The organism is Phytopseudomonas seleniipraecipitans (genome assembly GCF_900102335.1).
Taxonomy (GTDB): domain Bacteria; phylum Pseudomonadota; class Gammaproteobacteria; order Pseudomonadales; family Pseudomonadaceae; genus Aquipseudomonas; species Aquipseudomonas seleniipraecipitans.
Window position 1 is genome coordinate 146,581 of record NZ_FNBM01000004.1, and the last position, 21,573, is coordinate 168,153.

Below are 21,573 nucleotides of genomic sequence, written 5' to 3' on the forward strand. Positions count from 1 at the left end.
AACGACATGTCCCTGTTTTTTATCCGGCGCCCCAACTTTGCCTGGGTAGTCGCCTTGTTCATCACCATGGCCGGGCTGCTGGCCATTCCGTTTCTGCCGGTTGCGCAGTACCCCAACGTAGCGCCGCCGCAGATCACCGTAACCGCGACCTATCCAGGTGCTTCGGCGCAGGTGTTGACCGACTCGGTCACCAGCGTGATCGAGGAAGAGCTCAATGGCGCGAAGAACCTGCTGTACTTCGAGTCCACCAGCAACGCCAACGGCATCGCTGAAATCACCGTCACCTTTCAGCCCGGCACCGACCCGGAGCTGGCTCAGGTCGACGTCCAGAACCGTCTCAAGCGTGCCGAGGCGCGCATGCCCCAGGCCGTGCTCACGCTCGGCATCCAGACCGAACAGGCCACCGCCGGCTTTCTGCTGATCTATGCGCTGAGCTACAAGGACGGTGGCGCTGACGACGACACCACTGCGCTGGCCGACTACGCCGCGCGTAATATCAACAACGAAATTCGCCGCGTGCCGGGCGTCGGCAAACTGCAGTTCTTCGCCTCCGAAGCGGCCATGCGCGTGTGGATCGACCCGCAAAAGCTGGTCGGTTACGGCCTGTCGATCGACGACGTCAACAACGCCATTCGCGCCCAGAACGTGCAGGTGCCGGCGGGCGCTTTCGGCAGCACGCCAGGCACCGCGGAGCAGGAGCTGACCGCTACCTTGGCCGTGAAGGGCACTCTGGACAATCCGGAGGAATTCGCCGCCATCGTGCTGCGCGCCAATCAGGACGGCTCGCGCCTGACCCTGGGCGATGTCGCACGCATCGAAATCGGCAGCCAGGACTACAACTTCGGCTCGCGCCAGGACGGCAAACCGGCCGTCGCTGCGGCCGTGCAGCTGGCCCCGGGCGCCAACGCCATCCAGACCGCCGAAGCGGTCAAGCAGCGCCTCACCGAGCTGTCCGCCAACTTTCCGGACAACGTGCAGTTCTCCATGCCCTACGACACCTCGCGGTTCGTCGATGTGGCCATCGACAAGGTCATCATGACCCTGCTCGAGGCCATGGTGCTGGTGTTCCTGGTGATGTTCCTGTTCCTGCAGAACGTGCGCTACACGCTGATTCCGTCCATCGTGGTGCCGGTGTGCCTGCTCGGTACGCTGACCTTCATGTACCTGCTCGGTTTCTCGGTGAACATGATGACCATGTTCGGCATGGTGCTGGCGATCGGCATCCTGGTCGACGATGCCATCGTGGTGGTCGAGAACGTCGAGCGGATCATGGCCGAAGAAGGGCTGGACCCGGTGCCGGCGACCATCAAGGCGATGGAACAGGTGTCCGGGGCGATCCTGGGTATTACCCTGGTGTTGTCGGCGGTGTTCCTGCCGCTGGCGTTCATGTCCGGCTCGGTGGGTGTGATCTACCAGCAATTCTCGCTGTCGCTGGCGGTGTCGATCCTGTTCTCTGGCTTCCTGGCGCTGACCTTCACGCCTGCGCTGTGCGCCACCATCCTCAAGCCGATTCCCAAGGGGCATCACGAAAAAAGCGGATTCTTCGGCTGGTTCAACCGCAAATTCACCGGGCTGACCGGACGTTACACGAAACTCAACAGCAAGCTGGTGCCGCGCGCCGGGCGCTTCATGTTCATCTACCTGGGCATCGTGATCCTGATGGGCTTCTTCTACCTGCGCCTGCCGGAATCCTTCGTGCCGGTCGAGGACCAGGGCTACATGATCGTCGACATCCAGTTGCCGCCGGGGGCCACCCGCGAGCGCACCTCGTCGACCGCCAAAGAATTGGAGCAATTCCTCGCCTCGCGCGAAGCTGTGGCCACCTCCTTTGTGGTACTGGGCTTCAGCTTCTCGGGCATGGGCGAAAACGCCGCCATCGCCTTTCCGCTGCTCAAGGACTGGTCTGAACGCAGCTCGGAGCAGTCGGTGCAGGCCGAAACCACGGCAGTCAACGGTCGCTTCGCCAACCTTGATGACGGCGCGATGATGGCCGTTCCACCGCCGCCGATCGAAGGCCTGGGCAACTCCGGCGGCTTCTCCCTGCGCCTGCAGGACCGCGCCGGCCTCGGCCGCGAGGCGCTGCTCGCCGCGCGTGACGAAGTGCTCGGCAAGGTCAACGGTAACCCGCTGTTCCTCTACGGCATGATGGAAGGTCTGGCCGAGGCGCCGCAGCTGCGGCTGGTCATCGACCGCGACCAGGCACGCGCTCAGGGCGTGAGCTTCGAGTCGATCAGCAGTGCGCTGTCCACCGCGTTCGGTTCGTCGGTGATCAACGATTTCGCCAACGCCGGGCGCCAGCAGCGCGTGGTCGTGCAGGCCGAGCAAGGCGCGCGAATGACGCCAGACAGCGTGCTCAAGCTGCACGTGCCCAACGACAGCGGCAGCCTGGTGCCGCTCAGCGCCTTCGTGACCACCCAGTGGGAGCAAGGGCCGGTACAGGTCGCACGCTATAACGGCTATCCCTCGATCCGCATTTCCGGCGACGCCGCCCCTGGCGTGAGCACCGGCGAGGCGATGGCCGAACTGGAGCGCATCGCCGGCGACCTGCCGGAAGGCATCGGCTACGAATGGACGGGCCTGTCTTATCAGGAGAAGGTCGCCAGTGGTCAGGCGGTGATCCTCTTCGCGCTGGCCATTCTGGTGGTGTTCCTGCTGCTGGTCGCGCTTTACGAGAGCTGGGCGATTCCACTGGCGGTGATGCTCATCGTACCGGTCGGCGCCCTCGGCGCGGTGCTCGCGGTGACCGCCGTCGGCCTGCCCAACGACGTGTATTTCAAGGTCGGCCTGATCACCGTGATCGGCCTGGCGGCGAAGAACGCCATCCTCATCGTCGAGTTCGCCAAGGACCTCTGGGAAGACGGCTACTCCCTGCGTGACGCAGCCATCGAAGCAGCCCGCCTGCGCTTCCGGCCGATCATCATGACCTCCATGGCCTTCATGCTCGGCGTGGTACCGCTGGTTATCGCCACCGGCGCTGGCGCTGCCAGCCAGCGCGCCATCGGTACGGGCGTCATTGGCGGGATGTTCAGCGCGACGTTGCTCGGGGTGATCTTCGTGCCGATCTTCTTCACTTGGGTGCTGTCGCTGCTGCGTCGAGAGCCGCACGGCAAACACACCGACGACCAATCGGCAAAAAGCTGAGTGAACGAAGCCTGAAAGCGCAGCGGCTCCCGTGTAGGCGGGAGCCTCGACCGCCCGCGGCTCTACAGAGCGAAGTGGGCAAAAAAAACGGGGCGCCGATCAATGACCGGCGTCCCGTTTTTTCAAGCGATGCGTTCACCGAAGAAAGGTGCAGCGCGGCCTATGCCCGCGCCGCGCCCATATCAGTGACGGCCTAGCTGATCATCACCGCTCTTCACTCGGTATCTGCTTGTGCCACAAGGTCGGGATCAGGAACGCGATCGCCAGCAGGCACGCGCCGATCAGCAGGACGAAACCGCCATCCCAGCCGAAGTGGTCAACGGTGTAGCCCATGGCGGCACTCGCTGCGACCGACCCGCCCAGGTAACCGAACAGACCTGTGAAGCCTGCAGCAGTACCCGCCGCTTTCTTCGGAGCCAACTCCAGCGCATGCAGGCCGATCAGCATGACCGGACCATAGATCAGGAAGCCGATGGAGAACAACGCGACCATGTCAACGATCGGGTTGCCCGGTGGGTTGAGCCAGTACACCACGGTTGCGACCGTCACCAATGCCATGAACACCACACCGGTCAGACCACGGTTACCACGGAACACCTTGTCCGACATCCAGCCGCACAGCAGCGTGCCGGGAATACCTGCCCACTCGTAGAAGAAATACGCCCACGAGGTGCTGTCGACCGTAAAGTGCTTGACCTCTTTGAGGTAGGTCGGCGCCCAGTCCAGCACGCCATAGCGCAGCAGATAAACGAACACGTTTGCAAAGGCGATGAGCCAGAGCATCTTGTTGCGCAGGATGTACTTGACGAAGATTTCTTTGGTACTGAATTCCTTCTCGTGGCTAGCATCGTAGCCCTCGGGATAGTCGTTCTTGTACTGCTCGATGGGCGGCAGGCCGACCGATTGCGGCGTATCGCGCATGGTCATGAAGGCGAACACTGCGACCAGCAGCGCGACTGCAGCCGGTACATAGAACGCCGCGTGCCAGTCGTTGAACAAGCCCATGCCGACGAGGAACAGTGGCCCGATCAGACCACCGCCGACGTTGTGCGCGACGTTCCACACCGACACTACGCCGCCGCGCTCTTTCTGCGACCACCAATGCACCATGGTTCGGCCACTCGGTGGCCAGCCCATACCCTGCGCCCAGCCGTTGATGAACAGGAGGATGAACATCATGGTCACGCTGGAGGTTGCCCAAGGCGCGAAACCGAAAACGAACATCACGCCCGCTGACACCAGCAAGCCGAATGGCAGGAAATAGCGCGGATTGGAGCGGTCGGATACCAGCCCCATAAGAAACTTCGACAAGCCGTAGGAAATAGCGATAGCCGACATGGCCAAGCCAAGCTGGCCTCGGGTGTAGCCCTCTTCCTCGATGAGGAAGGGCATGGCCAGCGAGAAGTTCTTGCGCAGGAGGTAGTAACCGGCATAGCCGATGAATATCCCGGCGAATATCTGCCAGCGAAGGCGGCGGTAGGTGCTATCTATTTGTTCATCGGGCAAGGTTTCCCGATGCGGGGCAGGACGGAAGAAGGCGAACATCCAGAGACTCCAGTTCTTGTTTTTTAGCTGCGCACACGAATGTGACAGTTGTATGACATTTTCATTAGCGAAAATATCACTCGCAACTGAAGCGGTAAAGACAAGAAGCTGTTGGAATTCGAACAGAGATGAGCGAATCGGAAAAAAGGCCCTAATTGCACCTGGGCCATTATCACAGGGCGATAACAGGCAGCAGTCAGCAGTCAAGAATCACGCTCGACTGGGGCGATTCGTGCATTCAACGAAATTAGATGGAGGGGCAGAAACAAGAAAAGCGGCCAACGGCCGCTTTTCAGGAAACCTGCTCGAGGCAGGTGGATGTGGCGCAGCGGACGGGACTCGAACCCGCGACCCCCGGCGTGACAGGCCGGTATTCTAACCGACTGAACTACCGCTGCGTGTCGGTGGACTTGCGTCCGAACAACTCTTGCTTCGTCAGATACGAAAGCAGCTTTCGTATCACACCTCAACACAGGGTGCAGAGATGGAAAATATGGCGCAGCGGACGGGACTCGAACCCGCGACCCCCGGCGTGACAGGCCGGTATTCTAACCGACTGAACTACCGCTGCGCGTCGGTGGACTTGCGTCCAATCTCTCAAGGGAATGGTGGGTGATGACGGGATCGAACCGCCGACCCTCTGCTTGTAAGGCAGATGCTCTCCCGGCTGAGCTAATCACCCATTGCCTTGCGAGGAGGCGAAATTTACGCGGCGGCCTCACCTAAGTCAAGGCCGCTATTGAATTTTTTTCTAAAAAGACGCCATGCACCCTGCCCGCCTTCAGCGGTAGATCATCTTGCGCGTCATACCGCCATCGGTGACGAACTCCTGCCCGGTCACAAACCCCGCCTCATCCGACAATAACCAGGCAACCAGCGCCGCCACATCGTCCACCCGGCCGACTCGGCCGACGGGGTGTTGCGCATGATCATCAGCGCTCAACGGTTCGTCAGCACGCTGTTCGAAGTCTCGGGAGTCGATCCAGCCGGGGCTCACGGCATTTACCCGTATGGCCGGACCGAGACTGACCGCCAGCGCATGGGTCAACGCCACCAGCCCACCTTTGCTGGCAGCATAGGCTTCACTTTCAGGCTCGGACTGACTGGCTCGGGTCGACGCCATGTTGACGATTGCGCCACCCCTGGCGCGCAGGTGCGCTGCGCAGTGCTTGGCCAACAACATTGGTCCGCCAAGGTTGATCGCCAGCACTTGATTCCAATTATCCAGCGACAACGTGTTCAGCGGGCCGCTGTGGGGGCTGGCCACGCCGGCGTTGCAGACCAGCGCGTCCAACCTGCCAAACCGCTCGATAACCGTTGCAACACCGCGCTCGACCTGAGCTTCATCGGCGACATCCATGGCGACGAACAGCGCCTCGTCGCCGAGCGCTGTCGCCACTTCGAGGCCCCGGCTTTCAGCCAGATCACAAAGGGCTACACGCCAGCCATGGCTTAGCAGCCAACGGGCAATACCCTCGCCAATGCCACGGGCAGCGCCGGTAACCAGCGCGACCCGCCCTGGGGCGACTTCACTGCTCATTGCTCAAAGCGCCTGCAGGCCACGACTCAAGTCGGCCTTGAGATCGGCAACATCCTCCAGGCCGACCGCAACCCTGATCAGGTTGTCGCGAATACCCGCACTCTCGCGCTCCTGGGGCGACAGGCGACCATGAGACGTGGTCGCCGGATGAGCGATGGTGGTCTTGGTATCACCGAGGTTAGTGGTGATGGAAATAACTCGAGTGGCATCGATGAAACGCCAGGCGCCCTCTTTGCCGCCCTTCACTTCAAAACTCACCACCGCGCCGAAGGCGCTTTGCTGGCGCGCAGCCAGTTCATGCTGAGGATGACTGGCAAGACCAGCGTAATACACGTGCTCGATGCCGTCCTGCTGCTCCAGCCACTGCGCCAGCTGCAGGGCACTGCTGCAATGCGCCTGCATGCGAATGCGCAAGGTCTCCAAGCCCTTGAGGAAGATCCACGCATTGAATGGGCTCAGCGTCGGCCCGGCGGTGCGCAGGAAACCCACCACGTCGGTCATCAGTTTGGTGCTACCGGCCACCACACCACCCATGGCACGGCCCTGGCCATCAATAAACTTGGTCGCCGAGTGCATGACGATGTCCGCACCGAGCTTCAAAGGCTGCTGCAACGCTGGCGTGCAGAAGCAGTTGTCGACGGCCAATAGCGCGCCGTGCTCGTGAGCGATCTTGGCCAATGCAGCGATATCTACCAGCTCGGCCAACGGGTTGGACGGCGACTCGACGAACAGCAGCTTGGTGTTGGGCTTGAACGCCCCGGCCCAGGCCTGCAGATCAGCCAACGGCACGTAATCGACCTGAACACCGAAGCGCTTGAGGTACTTTTCGAACAGGCTGATGGTTGAACCGAAGACGCTGCGCGACACCAACACATGATCGCCAGCGCTGCAGAAGCTCATCACGATCGACAGGATCGCCGACATACCCGAAGCCGTGGCGACAGCCTGCTCGGCGCCTTCCATCGCGGCAATGCGCTCCTCGAAGGCGCGCACCGTCGGGTTGGTGTAACGCGAATAGACGTTGCCCGGCACTTCACCCGCGAAGCGCGCAGCGGCATCGCCGGCAGTGCGGAATACGTAGCTGGAGGTGGGGAACAGCGCCTCGCTGTGTTCACCTTCGGGCGTGCGGTGTTGCCCGGCACGCACTGCCAGGGTGTCAAAGCCGACACCGTCCAGATCACTGTTGAGCCGACCAGCATCCCATTCCTGCGTCATATCGCGTCCTCGTCCAGAAACCAGTCCGGGCCACATGGGCCCGGATATTTACGCATTGTCTACCAATCAGTTGTTGTACAGATCGATGATCTCACTGACCGCCTGTTGACTGGTCTTGGACCCGTCATTACGTGCCAGATCGATGCGATTGAGGTAGGCCTCGTCAATGTCACCCGTGACGTACTGACCATCGAACACCGCGCAATCGAAATGCTCGATCTTGATCTTGCCACCACCAACGGCCTCTTTCAGATCATCAAGATCCTGATACACCAGCCAGTCGGCACCGATCAGTTCAGCCACCTGCTCGGTGGTGCGACCATGGGCAATCAGCTCATGGGGGCTTGGCATGTCGATGCCATACACGTTCGGATAACGCACGGCAGGCGCTGCAGAACAGAAGTACACGTTCTTGGCACCGGCCTCACGGGCCATCTGAATAATCTGCTTGCAGGTGGTGCCACGCACGATGGAGTCGTCCACCAGCATCACGTTCTTGCCACGAAACTCCAGCTCGATGGCATTGAGCTTCTGGCGCACCGATTTCTTGCGCGCAGCCTGGCCCGGCATGATGAAGGTACGGCCGATGTAGCGGTTCTTGACGAAACCTTCGCGGAATTTCACACCAAGGTGATTAGCCAGCTCCAGCGCCGAGGTACGGCTGGTATCGGGGATCGGGATGACCACGTCGATATCATGCTCGGGGCGCTCGCGACGGATCTTGTCGGCCAGTTTCTCGCCCATGCGCAGGCGCGCCTTGTAGACCGAGACACCGTCCATGATCGAATCCGGACGCGCCAGGTAAACGTGCTCGAAGATGCACGGTGCGTAGTGCGGATTCGGTGCGCATTGACGCGTGTGCAGCTGGCCTTCCTCGGTGATATACACCGCTTCACCAGGCGCCAGGTCGCGGATCAGGGTGAAGCCAAGCACATCGAGCGCCACGCTTTCCGAGGCGATCATGTACTCCACGCCCTCATCGGTATGACGCTGACCGAAGACGATCGGACGAATACCGTTCGGGTCGCGAAAGCCGACGATCCCATAACCGGTGATCATCGCTACGACTGCATAACCGCCACGGCAGCGCTTGTGCACGTCCTTGACCGCGGCGAAAACATCTTCTTCGCTGGGATTGAGTTTGCCGCGTACGGCCAACTCGTGTGCGAACACGTTGAGCAGCACTTCCGAGTCGGAGTTGGTGTTGACGTGGCGCAGATCCGATTCGTAGATTTCCTTGGCCAACTGTTCGACGTTGGTCAGGTTGCCGTTGTGCGCCAGGGTGATGCCATAGGGCGAGTTGACATAGAACGGCTGAGCCTCGGCCGAACTGGAGCTGCCCGCAGTGGGGTAGCGCACGTGACCGATGCCCATGTGGCCGATCAGGCGCTGCATGTGCCGTTGTTGGAACACATCGCGCACCAGGCCGTTGTCCTTGCGCAGGAACAGCCGTCCTTCGTAACTGGTGACGATACCGGCAGCATCCTGGCCGCGGTGCTGCAGGACGGTCAGGCCGTCATACAGCGCCTGATTGACGTTCGATTTACCGACGATACCGACAATGCCACACATGTGACGCAACCCCTACTCAGTGGAACGACTAATTACCAGTGCCAACGGGAATGGAGCCCGACAGCACATCTTTGAACGGCAGTTCGACCGGCTCGCGAATACCACTCGCCAACCACTCGCTGGACATCCCCAATATGAGGTTCTTCGACCAGTCTGCAACCAATAGGAAATGCGGAATCAGTGCCGATTGCTGCCACCAGACGTCCTGTTCCACAGGCGCCAGGCTCAACAGCCCAACCGCTACCACGACCAGTAACGCCCCACGGGCAGCGCCAAACACCATACCCAGGAAGCGGTCAGTGCCAGACAGGCCGGTTACCCTAATCAGCTCACCGATCAGGTAGTTGATCAGCGCGCCGACCAGCAGCGTCAGCACGAACAACACGACACAAGCAACGATGACGCGTGCAGATGGGGTGTCGATATACGCGCCAAGGTGCTGAGAAAGCGCGCCGCCGAACATCCAGGCCACCACACCGGCGATAATCCAGGTAACCAGCGACAAGGCTTCCTTGACGAAGCCACGGCTCAAGCTGATCAGGCTCGATACGACGATGATGGCGATGATCGCCCAATCGACCCAAGTGAATGCCACGATGCAGGCTACCGATAGAAGAGGCGCTGCATTTTAGCAGAGCCCGATCCATCGGTTAAGCGCAGATACGGATGTGATGTCAGTTGCTTTCCGGCTGGAAGCGCACCACAAAGCCATTTAGCTTGTGCTGACGATTGAGCTGATCACGCAGGCGATCAGCTTCGACCCGCTCGATCAGAGGGCCGACGAAGACCCGGTTCATGCCGTCGACACTGCGGATATAGGCGTTGTAACCCTGAGCACGCAGGGTTTTCTGCAACGTCTCGGCACCCGGACGACTGGAGAGACTGGCCAGCTGAACCGACCAGCTTACCGGCAGGCTGTTGACATCCAATCGTTCAGCGGGCGCCTTTTGCGGAGGCGGCGCCACTTCCGCGGGCTTGCTGGGGGTAGGCTGCGGCGCAGCAGTTGCTGCCGGTGCTTCGGGCGCAGGCAGCTCGGCGATAGGCTGCTCCACCGGCGCCTGGGCCTGAGCCTGATCGGCAGCATTGCTGTCGCCTGGCACCGGCTCTTGCGGCAGTTCCTGCGGATCCGGGACGATCACCGGCTGCATCTCGATTTCCGGCACTACCGGCTTGGCCGGAATGGTCGGTGCATCCACGACAACATGACGCAACTCGTCAGGCCGGGACAACAGCATCGGCAGGAAGATCACGGCCAGCGCAACAAGCACCAGAGCCCCGACGATACGTTGCTTCGTTCCGCTATCCAGCATTGCCATCCTGCACACCCTCCTGGGCGTGACGCTCCAGCCACATCAGGGCTTCGGCCACGCAGAAAAAAGATCCAAAGAGCAGAATTTCGTCCCCTTCCACGGCACGCTCGCACTGCGCCTGTAACGCACTGGCAACATCAGCGTGCATCTCGGCCTGCGCTGCGCAGGCCAGCAAGTGGCCGTGCAGCTCGGGCGCAGAGCGCGAGCGCTCGGTCGGCAGCGGCGTCACGGCCCAGTGCTTCACTTCGGCCAGCAAAGGCGCCACCACACCGGGCAGATCCTTGTCGGCCAACAGGCCAAACACGGCAAGGCGCCTGCCAGCAGGCTGACTCACCTGCAGGCGACCCGCGAGAAACTGCGCAGCATGGGGATTGTGCCCTACATCGAGCAACAGAGTGAGGGACTTGCCTTGCCAGTTCAAGCGGCGACGGTCCAGGCGTCCGGTCACCTTAGTCGCTTGCAACGCCGAGGCGATGCAATCGCTATCCCAGGGAAGATCAAGCAAGGCATAGGCCTGCAAGGCCAAGGCGGCGTTTTCCATCGGCAGATCGAGCAACGGCAGGTCGGCCAGACGCAACACCTCGCCACGAGCTGTCAGCCCGTACCAGCTCCAATGGCGCTCGCCAATACTCAGGTCGAAATCGCGGCAGCGCAGGAAGAACGGCGCGTCCACCTCAGCCACGCGCTCCAGCAAAGGCAGCGGCGGATCGAAGTCCCCGCACAATGCTGGCATGCCAGGGCGCAGGATACCGGCCTTCTCGAACGCCACCGACTCACGGGTATCCCCCAGCCAGTCGGCGTGATCGACGCCGATACTGGTGATCAGCGCCAGATCGGCGTCAATCAAATTCACCGCATCCAGGCGACCACCCAAGCCCACTTCCAGCACTGCGACATCCAGCGACGCCTGCTCGAACAACCAGAAAGCTGCCAGGGTGCCCATTTCAAAATAGGTCAGCGAGGTATCGCTGCGAGCGGCCTCAACGGCAGTGAAGGCTTCGCAAAGAGCTTCATCGCTCGCCTGCTGGCCGTCGATCTGCACACGCTCGTTGTAACGCAGCAAGTGCGGCGAGCTGTATACGCCGACCTTGAGCCCCTGGGCACGCAACAGCGACGCCAGAAAGGCACAGGTCGAGCCCTTGCCGTTGGTGCCAGTAACCGTAATCACCTTCGGCGCAGGCCGAGAAAGGCCCAGCCGCCCGGCTACTTCGCGGGAGCGCTCCAGGCCCATGTCGATGGCGCTGGGGTGCAAACGCTCCAGATACGCCAGCCACTCGGCCAGGGAGCGCTGGGTCATGCCGTGACCGGCAACGCTGCAGGGGATGGCTGATGGGTAAATTGCGCCAGCAAACGAGCCAGGCGCGAACGCAGCTCTGCGCGATGAATGATCATGTCGATGGCGCCGTGCTCGATCAGGAACTCGCTGCGCTGGAAGCCTTCTGGCAACTTCTCGCGAACGGTCTGCTCGATCACACGTGGGCCAGCAAAGCCGATCAACGCCTTCGGCTCAGCAACGATCACGTCACCCAGCATGGCAAGGCTGGCGGATACGCCGCCGTATACCGGGTCGGTCAGCACGGAAATGAACGGAATGCCTTCTTCACGCAAACGCGCCAGTACCGCGGAGGTCTTGGCCATCTGCATCAGCGAGATCAGTGCTTCCTGCATGCGCGCGCCACCGGAAGCAGCGAAGCACACGAATGGGCAGCGTTTTTCCAGGGCCACATTGGCGGCCTGCACGAAACGCTCCCCGACGATGGCGCCCATCGAGCCACCCATGAAGGAGAACTCGAACGCACAGGTCACGATCGGCATGCCTTCCAGCGTACCGCTCATGGAGATCAGCGCGTCCTTCTCGCCAGTCTGCTTCTGTGCAGCGACCAGGCGATCTTTATACTTCTTGCTGTCGCGGAATTTCAGGCGATCATTCGGTTCCAGATCGGCGCCGATTTCCTCGCGGCCATCCGCGTCAAGAAAGATGTCCAGGCGTGCACGAGCACCGATACGCATGTGGTGGTTGCACTTGGGGCAAACATCCAGGGTCTTTTCCAGCTCAGGCTTGTACAGCACGGCCTCGCAGGACGGGCATTTGTGCCAAAGACCTTCTGGCACCGAACTCTTCTTGACCTCTGAACGCATGATCGATGGGATCAGTTTGTCTACCAGCCAGTTGCTCATGCTCTCGATTCTCCAACGCTGTAGGCTTCAACATGCTTGCTGCACATGACAAGCGAATTCAAAAAGTGGTCAGGACAGGGGCCGGCATCAAGCCCGCCACCTAGCCCAACCACGAAAAAAGCGCGCACTCGTTGCGGCGATAGGAGTATGGACGGTTCGCCAAGCGGCGCCGTCACATTGAGCCCTCGACCGTCCGCACGGCACGTACAAAGTCTTTTACCTTGGCCGCATCCTTGATGCCCTTGGCCAATTCCACGCCACCGCTGACGTCCACCGCGTAAGGTTGCACCTGAGCGATGGCCGCAGCGACATTTTCGGGTGTCAGGCCTCCGGCGAGGATCACCGGCTTGCCAAGGCGCGCGGGCACCAGCGCCCAATCGAACGCCTGACCGGTTCCGCCGGGCACGCCATCGACAAAGGTATCGAGCAACACGGCACGCGCATCGGGATAGGCATCGACCAGAGCCGTCACGTCATCCTGCGCGCGAACACGCAGCGCCTTGATGTAGGGTCGTTTCAATGCATCGCAATCGGCTGCGCTTTCATCGCCGTGAAACTGCAGCAGGTCCAGCGGCACGGCTGCCAGCACCTGTTCGATCTCGGCTTGCGGCATGTCCACGAACAGACCAACCGTAGTAACGAACGGCGGCAATCCGGCAACGATGCTACGAGCCTGCTCGATCGACACCGACCGCGGGCTGCGCGCATAGAACACCAGGCCAATAGCGTCTGCACCAGCAGCCACTGCGGCCAGTGCATCCTCGAGACGGGTAATCCCGCAGATCTTGCAGCGAACAACTGACAACGGACGAATACCTCCGCGAAATGCCGAATGGTAACAAATGACCGACCGGCATGGGGCCATTAATTACTGGCCGCGCCTTGCTCCGCCGCTTGCTATGGGGCTGCGACGTCTCGAAGTCCGGAGAGAAAGTGCGGTCCCAGATAACGCGTCGGCAGCTCGAACTCCGCCGGGTAATCGACCTGCACCAGGTACAACCCATAGGGGTGAGCCGTCACGCCGCCAGTACGCCGCACGCCGGTTGCCAGCACCTCGCCCGCCCACTCCACAGGTCGTTCGCCCGCACCAATAGTCATCAATACGCCAGCAATGTTACGCACCATGTGGTGCAGGAATGCATTGGCACGAATATCCAGCACGATAAAGCGCCCGTGCTGCAGCAGCTCAAGATGATGCACCGTCTTGATAGGTGATTTCGCCTGGCACTGCCGGGCTCGGAACGCGCTGAAGTCGTGCGTACCGATAAATACCCGCGCGGCCTCGCGCATGCGCTCAATGTCCAGCGGACGGTGATTCCAGGTCACCTCTTCGGCCATGTGCGCCGGGCGGATCTGGTCGTTATAGATTACATAGCGATAGCGTCGCGCCATGGCGCAGAAGCGTGCATCGAAGTGCTTCGGCATGGCCTTGGCCCAAGTCACGCTGATGTCACCGGGCAGGTTCATGTTGGCACCCATTACCCACGCATGCATCGAGCGCTCGACCGTGGTGTCGAAGTGCACCACCTGGCCGCTGGCGTGCACCAGGGCATCGGTACGCCCCGCACAGCTCAGCGTCACAGGCGCGCCTCCGGCGACTTTGGACAGGGCTTTCTCGAGCGAAGCCTGGATAGACGGAACACCGTCACGCTGGCGCTGAAAGCCACGATAGCGCGCGCCACGGTATTCGACGCCCAAGGCTATCTTATAGATGCCAACGGCAGCCATTTCGGCTGCCGACATGTTTTTAGTAATCAAAAAATCAGGACCAGGTAGTTTCGCAGTTACGCCAATTATACCGCTGCCAAAACGCAGCAACACGCGGGGCGAGGTTTTAGTTGGGGGAACGACACCGCCTTTCTTCGCCGGCCCCAGGCAATCAAAGGTCCCTTTTGCCCTATTGCGAACGCAGAACATCAGTCGCAGCCGCCCAGCGAATACCGCCTTGCAGGCTGATGGTTCAGGTATTATTTTATCAACAGGAATTATCAACGTAAGGATGCGGAATATGATGTATCACACGGTTAAGCACGGCTTTTACCCGGACGAATTCGCCAGGGTCCTGCGGGTAGCCATGAACAAGAATGATCACACGCTGGTGGCGGTCCCGGGCAACATCGATAGCCTGACCGCCCCCATTGAACGACTGCTGGGCGCGGCCGTTGCCAAGCGACTACTTGAAGAGCGCGAAGCGACAGTTGCCCTACCAGGAGCTCCGGTAAAGAAGCTCTACCTCGCCTCTATCAATGGCTGCACATCATTCCAGAAAGGCTCAGTCGTACTGCCCTGGACTCCACTCGACACGGTTTCCAAGGCGGCCGCAAAGCACCCCTCGTCGGACACGTTCTTCATTGCCAACGACGGCCCAGGTACTCCTTATCGCCAGCCGGGCAAGGACGAGTTGACGCGATACAAGACCAGCTACCCCAAATCGACCGCCGTTTGACTAGCGCGAACCCGAATAAAAAGCCCCGCAAAATGCGGGGCTTTTTATTCGGGTTCTGATTCTACCAACGCTCAACCCAAGCGAAGCCAAGACAGCTGAGAACGCGATAGCGATGAAAGGCGTGTGCTTAGCGGACCTCAGAAACAAAGACGGCAGCCATTTCGGCTGCCGTCGATGGCACGTCAGATAGACATCAAACCAGCTTGCCGATCAGCTCACGTGCTTCCTGCTGCTGACCTTCGTTGCCTTCGGCAATCACCTCATCGAGGATGTCACGCGCGCCTTCGGAATCGCCCATATCGATGTAGGCCCGCGCCAAATCAAGCTTGGTAGCCGTCTCGTCGGTGCCTGAGAGGAAGTCGAACTCTTCGTCATCATCAAGCGACGACGTATCCGCCTGCAGATACTCTGGCTCAAGCTTACCTTGCTGCTCCATGCTTTCGGCCAACTGGTCCAGTTCGGCAGTCACGTCATCAAGCTGAGCGGCGAAGCTGGCCCCACTGTTTGGCGCTGGCTGTTCGTCATTGAGTGACAGGTCGAAATCGGCTGGCAAATCGAAATCATCCTTGGCTTTCTCGCCGGCCAGCGCCGAGGAGAAATCATTTTGATCATCGTTGGCTGGCGACTTATCGGCATCATCGTCAAGGCTCAGCAGGAATTCATCTTCCTTGGCGACGGGCGTTGCCGGCGAGTCCAGGTCGAGGCTGAAATCCGCCAGCTCGCCGCCCAGGTCCTGGCGACTATCGGTTTCGCTGCCGAAATCAATGTCGAACGCATCGTCTTCGCGCTTGCTGGCGACCGGCTGTTGCGGCGTTTGCAAGTCCAGATCAGAGTCCAGGCTCAGGGTGTCGACTTCATCGAAACGATCAGCACTTTGCGCCTGCGGTAGCGGGTCCGCTGCGAACTCGGCCTCGAGTGCATCCAGATCGAGATCGAACGAATCATCAGCAGGCTGCGATGCAACTGGCTGCGCAGGCTCCTCCAGCGTCAGGTCATCCAGGCTGAAAGAATCAAGGTCGTCGGCAGCGGTGGCAGTGCTGGTCAGCGCCGCGGCGCCACCCAGCATCACCATGGCCGGGTAGCGGCTTTTCAGCTGCTCAACTTCAGCATGGGCGCCGCCAATCTCACGCAGCTCGCTTTCTTGACGAGCGAACCCATCTCGGTCGCCCAGCTCGGCATAGACTTCCATCAACTTCAGGCGCAGATCGGTGCGATGCGGCTCGTCGTTGATGGCGTTGTGCAGCAATTCCGCGGCCTGATTGAAGCGGCCGTAGGCAATGTAGATATCGGCTTCGCCCAGCGCATCGCCGGTCTGCGCGGTAACGCGCTCTTCACCGACCGGTGCCAGCAGCGTTGCGCGATCATCAGGCAGATCGTTCAGGCTGTCGGCAGGCAATTCCATATCGCTGTCGAAACGATGGGTGTCTTCCTGATACACCGCCAGGCTTTCTTCCTGCTCGGCTTCTTTGCGCGCATTACGGCGCGACAGAATCAACAGCACCAGCAACAACGCGAGCAACAGGCTGCCGCCGATCAAACCGAGCAACATCGGGTTGGCCAGCAGGTTGTCGAGGGCACTGTCTTCTTCAACGGGCTCGGGCGCGGCAGCTGCCGGCTCAGGTGCCTCGGCAACGACAGGTGCAGCCGGTTCGCTGGGTACTGGCTGCGCGGGAGCTGCAGGCTCTTCAGCCGGAGCAGTACCATCAACCGAAGCGCCTGGCGCGACCTCTGCACCAGCCTGCGGCGCTTCGGTTACCGGATCCACTGGCGCAGCCGGTGCGTTGGCATTCGCAGCGGCGTCAGCCCCTGCCTCGGCAGAGCTAGCCGCCGGATCGGCAGGCAGCTCGCCAGTTGCAGGAGCGGCAACGGCAGATTCGCTGGCGCCGGCAGCTTGCCCGGCAGGCGCAGAGACGTCCGCCTGCAGCTTGGCCAACTGATTGTCTTTGAGCTGAATAAGTCGCTGCAGTTTGTCGAGCTGACTCTGCAAGTCATTCATACGGTCTTTCAGCTCATCGTTTTCACGACGGGTCGAGTCCAGGCTTTCCTGGGTGACCGCCAGCTGATTGCTCAACGCAGCGCTGTTATTCGCCCCGTTTTCGCTGCCAGAGGTGGCCTTGCCAGCATCCGCAGCGAGCAACTTGAGCTTGTCTTCGTTCGGCACCTGAGCAGGTGCTGCGCCAGCACCGGTGCGACGGGTGGCATCGATCTGCCGAGTGCCGGCCGCCGCTGGTGCGCTGCGCGACTGGCGCCAGGAGCTGTTCTGCTCGTTGACCTGGGCCAGTGCCTGCGCCTGGGAGCGGCTAGCGATCTGCTGGTCATCCGGCAGGCGCAACACCTGGCCGCTCTTCATGCGGTTGATGTTGCCGCCGATGAACGCGTTCGGGTTGAGATCCTGGATGGCCAGCATCTTCTGGTGGACGCTGCCGCTGCCGCCGGCACGCTGGGCGACTTCCCAGAGCGTGTCGTTGGCGTTGGTGCGGTAGTCACCACCGGCGCTGGCGGCACGCGGTGCAGCAGGGGCACTGGTAACCGGGACAGTAGCACGCGGGGCGGCATTCGGTGCTGGGCGCGGTACCGGCGCTGGCGCAACAACCGGCAACTGCGGTGCGGCAGCGGCCTGAGGGGAATAAAGCGGCGGATCGAGCAGCAGCGTGTATTCACGCAGCAGTCGACCATTGGGCCACAGCACTTCCACGAGGAAATTCAGATAGGGTTCGCGAACCGGCTTGGTGGAGGTGACGCGAATCACGCTCTTGCCATTCGGTTTGACGAGCGGCGTGAAGGTAAGGTCGGTCAGGAAGTACTGGCGGTCCACCCCGGCCTTGTTGAATTCTTCTGGCGACGCCAGCGTCGGGCGTACTTCTGCCGCCGACAGGTCACGAACGTCCAGAAGCTCAATCTCAGCCACCAGCGGCTGGTTCAGAGACGATTGGAGTGTCAACTCGCCGACACCCAGCGCATGCGCCATACCGGAAGACAGCGCCGTCGCCGCAGCGATAGCCAGTACCAGTTTACGAACCCGAACCATAGCCTTTTCCTTTGTGTTAACTGCTCTCGCACAACGAGAGGGTTGGTGATCGCTGGCTGCCCCCTTTTACAGGCCCCCCAGCCAGCGATCAGCGCGCTCAATAGCTGCCAAGCTCGAATAGATCTTCACATGTCCGGATAAGTATCTTTTACAGATAGTGTTTTATCAATAACTCGCCCAGTTGCACGGCGTTCAAAGCCGCACCTTTTCTCACGTTATCAGACACAATCCACAAAGTTAGCTCGCAGGGGTCATCCAAACCACGCCGTACGCGCCCTACATATATCTCGTCCTGGCCAACTGCGTCACCGATGACGGTCGGATAGTCGCCCGCCTCGACAAGCTCGATACCGCTCGCGGCATCCAGAGCGGCGATCACCTGATTCACTTCTACAGGTGTAGACGCCTGCACGGTCACACTCAAACTATCGCCGAAGAAAACCGGCACCTGATGACAACTGACAGCAACGCTCAGCGAGGCGTTGTCGAGCAGAGCCTTGATATCCTGGTTGATGCGGCGCTCCAGCAGGCCATGCCCGTCGGCATCCGGCTCGTCGACCTGGGCGAGCACGTTAAAGGCCATCTGCCGATCAAACAGGCGCGGTTCGAATGAACGGCCGTTGAGCAACTCGGCAGTTTGCCGTGCCAACTCCGAGACACCTTCCCGGCCGCGGCTGGACACTGCCAGCGCGGCGTTGATCACCAGTCGATCGACCTGCACCTGATCGCGCAGAGCGGCGAGCACCAACGTGACCGCCACAGCTACCGAAGACGGACTGGTCAGTGCCAACGGCGCCGTACGCCCTTCCAGTATTGCCGCGTTGACCTCTGGCACCACTCGCGGCGCCTGCTCTGCCGACAATGCGCCAGACAGGTCGATAAGCGAACATCCTGCCTTGCGCACCGCATCGGCATGGGCCAGGGTCACGCTCTGGTCCGCAGCAAAAAACGCTAACTGCACCGCTTTGAAATCGAAACCCTCGACGGCCCTAACGCGCAGATTGCGGCCCTTGTAAGGGAGCGTTCGACCCGCCGATTCATTGCTGGCGAGCAAGTGCAGGTCACCCACCGGGAACCCGCGATCTTCGAGAATTTGCAGAAGGGATTCGCCGACACTGCCGGTGGCGCCGACGATGGCGATAGCAAAGGTAGAAGTCATGAGGGGCGTCTGATGCTCGATGGCTGAAACAGACTCGGCACTCTACCGAAAAGCAGAGGGGCGGGCGACGGCAATCGCTAGCGACACCGTTCTACCCGCCCCTCACTGCACGCTTGCGGCGCGCTCGTGACGATCAACGCTCCAGCAGAATCCGCAGCATGCGCCGCAGCGGCTCGGCCGCGCCCCACAGCAACTGGTCACCGACGGTAAAGGCGCCGAGGTACTGCGAACCCATATTGAGCTTGCGCAGACGGCCGACCGGCACACTCAAGGTACCCGTGACTGCCGTCGGACCGAGGTCGCGAATGCTCGCTTCGCGGTGGTTCGGCACCAGCTTGACCCAGGGGTTGTGCTGGCTGATCAGCCCTTCGATGTCGGTCAGCGGCACGTCCTTGTTCAACTTGATGGTCAGCGCCTGGCTGTGGCAGCGCATGGCGCCGATGCGCACGCAAATGCCGTCGACCGGAATCGGGTTCTTGAAACGGCCGAGAATCTTGTTGGTTTCCGCCTGGGCCTTCCACTCTTCGCGGCTCTGGCCGTTGGGCAGTTCCTTGTCGATATAGGGGATCAGGCTGCCGGCCAGCGGCACGCCGAAGTTATCGACCGGGAACGCATCGCCGCGCATGGCCTCGGCGACCTTGCGGTCGATGTCGAGGATGGCGCTGGCCGGGTCGGCCAGCTCATCGGCGACGCTGGCGTTGACCGCGCCCATCTGCTTGATCAGCTCACGCATGTTCTGCGCACCGGCACCAGAAGCGGCCTGATAGGTCATGGCGCTCATCCACTCGACCAGGCCGGCTTCGTAGAGGCCGCCCAGCGCCATCAGCATCAGGCTGACGGTGCAGTTGCCGCCGATGTAGTTGCGCGTACCCAGGTCGAGCTGATGGTCGATGACCTTGCGGTTGACCGGGTCGAGGACGATCACCGCGTCGTCGGCCATGCGCAGCGAGGACGCCGCATCGATCCAATAGCCCTTCCAACCGGCTTCGCGCAGCTTCGGGAAGACTTCATTGGTGTAGTCGCCACCCTGGCAGGTGAGGATCACGTCCAGACCTTTCAGCTCTTCGATGCTGTAGGCATCCTTGAGCGTCTCGGTTTCCTTGCCGATGGCCGGACCCTGGCCGCCGACGTTGGAAGTGGTGAAGAACACCGGTTCGATCAGATCGAAATCCTGTTCTTCCAGCATGCGCTGCATGAGCACGGAACCAACCATGCCACGCCAACCGATAAGACCTACACGTTTCATAACCACTACACCTATATGAACAAACCGCCGGCCACTTTCCGGCGGCCTGGAAGATTACAGACTACGCAGCGCTTCGACTACTGCATCACCCATTGCCGCCGTGCCGACCTTGGTCGTGCCCGCCGAATGGATGTCGCCAGTGCGCAGGCCCTGGTCGAGCACGCGGCTCACGGCCTGCTCGATGGCGTCGGCGGCCTGGGTCTGGTTGAAGCTGTAACGCAGCATCATGGACACCGACAGGATGGTCGCCAGCGGGTTGGCAATGCCCTGCCCTGCGATATCCGGTGCCGAACCGTGGCATGGCTCGTACATGCCCTTGTTGTTGGCATCCAGCGAAGCGGACGGCAGCATGCCGATGGAACCGGTCAGCATCGACGCTTCGTCCGAGAGGATGTCGCCGAACATGTTGTCGGTGACCACCACGTCGAACTGCTTGGGTGCACGCACCAGCTGCATGGCCGCGTTGTCGACATACATGTGGCTCAGCGCGACATCCGGATAATCCTTGGCCACTTCCTCGACCACAGTGCGCCACAGTTGGCTGGAGGCCAGCACATTGGCCTTGTCCACCGAGCACAGTTTGTTGCCACGTACGCGGGCCATGTCGAAACCGACCTTGGCGATGCGACGGATCTCGCTTTCGCTGTACGGAAGCGTGTCGTAGGCCATGCGCTCGCCATTATCCAGCACCTTGCTCTCACGCGGCTGGCCGAAATAGATGCCACCGGTCAGCTCGCGGACGATGAGGATGTCCAGGCCCGCAACCACTTCCGGCTTGAGCGACGAAGCGTCGGCCAGCTGCGGGTAAAGGATGGCCGGGCGCAGGTTGGCGAACAGGCCCAACTGCGAGCGGATCTTCAGCAGGCCGCGCTCGGGGCGGATGGCAGGATCGATCTTGTCCCACTTCGGTCCGCCGACCGCTCCCAGCAGTACGGCATCGGCAGCGCGCGCGCGCTCCAGGGTTTCGTCGGCCAGCGGCACGCCATATTTGTCCACGGCAGCGCCGCCCAGCTCGTCAAACGACAGCTCGAAGCCCAGTGCGTACTTGTCATTGGCCAGGCGCAGCACCTTCACCGCTTCGGCCATTATTTCCGGGCCGATACCGTCACCGGGAAGAATCAGAATCTGCTTGCTCATCGTTTTTTCCTTCGAAACTCAGGTCGCCGGGCCTCGGAATGGCCTGGCGACAATTA

The 21,573-nt window shown here is 61.1% G+C and carries 16 protein-coding genes and 3 tRNA genes; 2 read left to right on the forward strand and 17 right to left on the reverse strand.

All coding sequences use genetic code 11. The annotated features are described in order from the left end of the window. Positions 1-6 precede the first annotated feature (6 nt). Entirely contained in the window at positions 7-3,141 is a 3,135-nt protein-coding gene (locus BLS60_RS10710) for an efflux RND transporter permease subunit (RefSeq protein WP_092367740.1), read from the forward strand. A 204-nt stretch (positions 3,142-3,345) separates the two neighbouring features. Here BLS60_RS10710 and glpT read toward each other — a convergent pair whose 3' ends face one another. The 13 genes from glpT to truA all read right to left on the reverse strand — a co-directional run bounded on the left by glpT (position 3,346) and on the right by truA (position 14,229). Beyond that, positions 3,346-4,686, reverse strand: a complete 1,341-nt coding sequence (gene glpT / locus BLS60_RS10715) for a glycerol-3-phosphate transporter (protein WP_070881883.1) — start codon at positions 4,684-4,686, stop codon at positions 3,346-3,348. 321 nt (positions 4,687-5,007) lie between these two features. Beyond that, a tRNA-Asp gene (locus BLS60_RS10720) sits at positions 5,008-5,084 on the reverse strand. 96 nt (positions 5,085-5,180) lie between these two features. Beyond that, positions 5,181-5,257, reverse strand: a tRNA-Asp gene (locus BLS60_RS10725). Between the two features lie 35 nt (positions 5,258-5,292). Continuing rightward, positions 5,293-5,368: transfer RNA gene (locus tag BLS60_RS10730), tRNA-Val, on the reverse strand. Between the two features lie 99 nt (positions 5,369-5,467). After that, entirely contained in the window at positions 5,468-6,226 is a 759-nt protein-coding gene (locus tag BLS60_RS10735; protein WP_092367743.1) for an SDR family oxidoreductase, read from the reverse strand. Between the two features lie 3 nt (positions 6,227-6,229). Next, positions 6,230-7,441 (reverse strand): O-succinylhomoserine sulfhydrylase, encoded by a 1,212-nt coding sequence (locus BLS60_RS10740; protein WP_092367746.1) that lies wholly within the window; start codon positions 7,439-7,441, stop codon positions 6,230-6,232. Positions 7,442-7,507: 66 nt separating this feature from the next. Then, positions 7,508-9,013 (reverse strand): amidophosphoribosyltransferase, encoded by a 1,506-nt coding sequence (gene purF / locus BLS60_RS10745; protein WP_070881880.1) that lies wholly within the window; start codon positions 9,011-9,013, stop codon positions 7,508-7,510. Between the two features lie 28 nt (positions 9,014-9,041). After that, positions 9,042-9,608, reverse strand: coding sequence for a CvpA family protein (locus BLS60_RS10750; protein WP_070881879.1), 567 nt, complete (start codon positions 9,606-9,608; stop codon positions 9,042-9,044). Positions 9,609-9,687: 79 nt separating this feature from the next. Continuing rightward, positions 9,688-10,329, reverse strand: coding sequence for an SPOR domain-containing protein (locus BLS60_RS10755; protein ID WP_092367749.1), 642 nt, complete (start codon positions 10,327-10,329; stop codon positions 9,688-9,690). After that, positions 10,313-11,620 (reverse strand): bifunctional tetrahydrofolate synthase/dihydrofolate synthase, encoded by a 1,308-nt coding sequence (gene folC / locus BLS60_RS10760; protein WP_092367752.1) that lies wholly within the window; start codon positions 11,618-11,620, stop codon positions 10,313-10,315. Before folC ends, BLS60_RS10755 begins: the two co-directional genes overlap by 17 nt. Then, entirely contained in the window at positions 11,617-12,501 is an 885-nt protein-coding gene (accD, locus tag BLS60_RS10765; protein ID WP_070881876.1) for an acetyl-CoA carboxylase, carboxyltransferase subunit beta, read from the reverse strand. The genes folC and accD overlap by 4 nt, the downstream gene beginning before the upstream one ends. Positions 12,502-12,673: 172 nt before the next feature. Continuing rightward, positions 12,674-13,306, reverse strand: coding sequence for a phosphoribosylanthranilate isomerase (locus BLS60_RS10770; RefSeq protein ID WP_092367755.1), 633 nt, complete (start codon positions 13,304-13,306; stop codon positions 12,674-12,676). 92 nt (positions 13,307-13,398) lie between these two features. Continuing rightward, positions 13,399-14,229, reverse strand: coding sequence for a tRNA pseudouridine(38-40) synthase TruA (truA, locus tag BLS60_RS10775; RefSeq protein WP_092368218.1), 831 nt, complete (start codon positions 14,227-14,229; stop codon positions 13,399-13,401). A gap of 280 nt (positions 14,230-14,509) precedes the next feature. Here truA and BLS60_RS10780 point away from each other — a divergent pair, with 280 nt between their 5' ends. Next, positions 14,510-14,947, forward strand: coding sequence for a hypothetical protein (locus tag BLS60_RS10780; RefSeq protein WP_092367758.1), 438 nt, complete (start codon positions 14,510-14,512; stop codon positions 14,945-14,947). A 193-nt stretch (positions 14,948-15,140) separates the two neighbouring features. On the opposite strand, the gene BLS60_RS10785 is transcribed toward BLS60_RS10780, so the two are convergent. The 4 genes from BLS60_RS10785 to leuB form a co-directional block, all read right to left on the reverse strand. After that, positions 15,141-17,975: a FimV/HubP family polar landmark protein gene (locus BLS60_RS10785; protein ID WP_092367761.1), complete on the reverse strand. Its 2,835-nt coding sequence runs from the start codon at positions 17,973-17,975 to the stop codon at positions 15,141-15,143. Between the two features lie 148 nt (positions 17,976-18,123). Beyond that, positions 18,124-19,134, reverse strand: coding sequence for an aspartate-semialdehyde dehydrogenase (locus BLS60_RS10790; RefSeq protein WP_092367764.1), 1,011 nt, complete (start codon positions 19,132-19,134; stop codon positions 18,124-18,126). A 133-nt stretch (positions 19,135-19,267) separates the two neighbouring features. Beyond that, complete coding sequence (gene asd / locus BLS60_RS10795) at positions 19,268-20,380, reverse strand: aspartate-semialdehyde dehydrogenase (RefSeq protein WP_070881871.1); 1,113 nt, start codon at positions 20,378-20,380, stop codon at positions 19,268-19,270. A 54-nt stretch (positions 20,381-20,434) separates the two neighbouring features. Then, positions 20,435-21,517: a 3-isopropylmalate dehydrogenase gene (leuB, locus tag BLS60_RS10800; RefSeq protein WP_070881870.1), complete on the reverse strand. Its 1,083-nt coding sequence runs from the start codon at positions 21,515-21,517 to the stop codon at positions 20,435-20,437. Positions 21,518-21,573: the final 56 nt, after the last annotated feature.

Excerpts from the sequence above, each read along its gene's own strand:
- accD (WP_070881876.1), bottom strand. The coding sequence starts at position 12,501 with ATGAGCAACTGGCTGGTAGACAAACTGATCCCATCGATCATGCGTTCA.
- purF (WP_070881880.1), bottom strand. The coding sequence starts at position 9,013 with ATGTGTGGCATTGTCGGTATCGTCGGTAAATCGAACGTCAATCAGGCG.
- leuB (WP_070881870.1), bottom strand. The coding sequence starts at position 21,517 with ATGAGCAAGCAGATTCTGATTCTTCCCGGTGACGGTATCGGCCCGGAA.
- BLS60_RS10710 (WP_092367740.1), top strand. The coding sequence starts at position 7 with ATGTCCCTGTTTTTTATCCGGCGCCCCAACTTTGCCTGGGTAGTCGCC.
- BLS60_RS10735 (WP_092367743.1), bottom strand. The coding sequence starts at position 6,226 with ATGAGCAGTGAAGTCGCCCCAGGGCGGGTCGCGCTGGTTACCGGCGCT.
- BLS60_RS10740 (WP_092367746.1), bottom strand. The coding sequence starts at position 7,441 with ATGACGCAGGAATGGGATGCTGGTCGGCTCAACAGTGATCTGGACGGT.
- glpT (WP_070881883.1), bottom strand. The coding sequence starts at position 4,686 with ATGTTCGCCTTCTTCCGTCCTGCCCCGCATCGGGAAACCTTGCCCGAT.
- BLS60_RS10780 (WP_092367758.1), top strand. The coding sequence starts at position 14,510 with ATGATGTATCACACGGTTAAGCACGGCTTTTACCCGGACGAATTCGCC.
- folC (WP_092367752.1), bottom strand. The coding sequence starts at position 11,620 with ATGACCCAGCGCTCCCTGGCCGAGTGGCTGGCGTATCTGGAGCGTTTG.
- BLS60_RS10790 (WP_092367764.1), bottom strand. The coding sequence starts at position 19,134 with ATGACTTCTACCTTTGCTATCGCCATCGTCGGCGCCACCGGCAGTGTC.
- BLS60_RS10755 (WP_092367749.1), bottom strand. The coding sequence starts at position 10,329 with ATGGCAATGCTGGATAGCGGAACGAAGCAACGTATCGTCGGGGCTCTG.
- BLS60_RS10785 (WP_092367761.1), bottom strand. The coding sequence starts at position 17,975 with ATGGTTCGGGTTCGTAAACTGGTACTGGCTATCGCTGCGGCGACGGCG.
- asd (WP_070881871.1), bottom strand. The coding sequence starts at position 20,380 with ATGAAACGTGTAGGTCTTATCGGTTGGCGTGGCATGGTTGGTTCCGTG.
- truA (WP_092368218.1), bottom strand. The coding sequence starts at position 14,229 with ATGGCTGCCGTTGGCATCTATAAGATAGCCTTGGGCGTCGAATACCGT.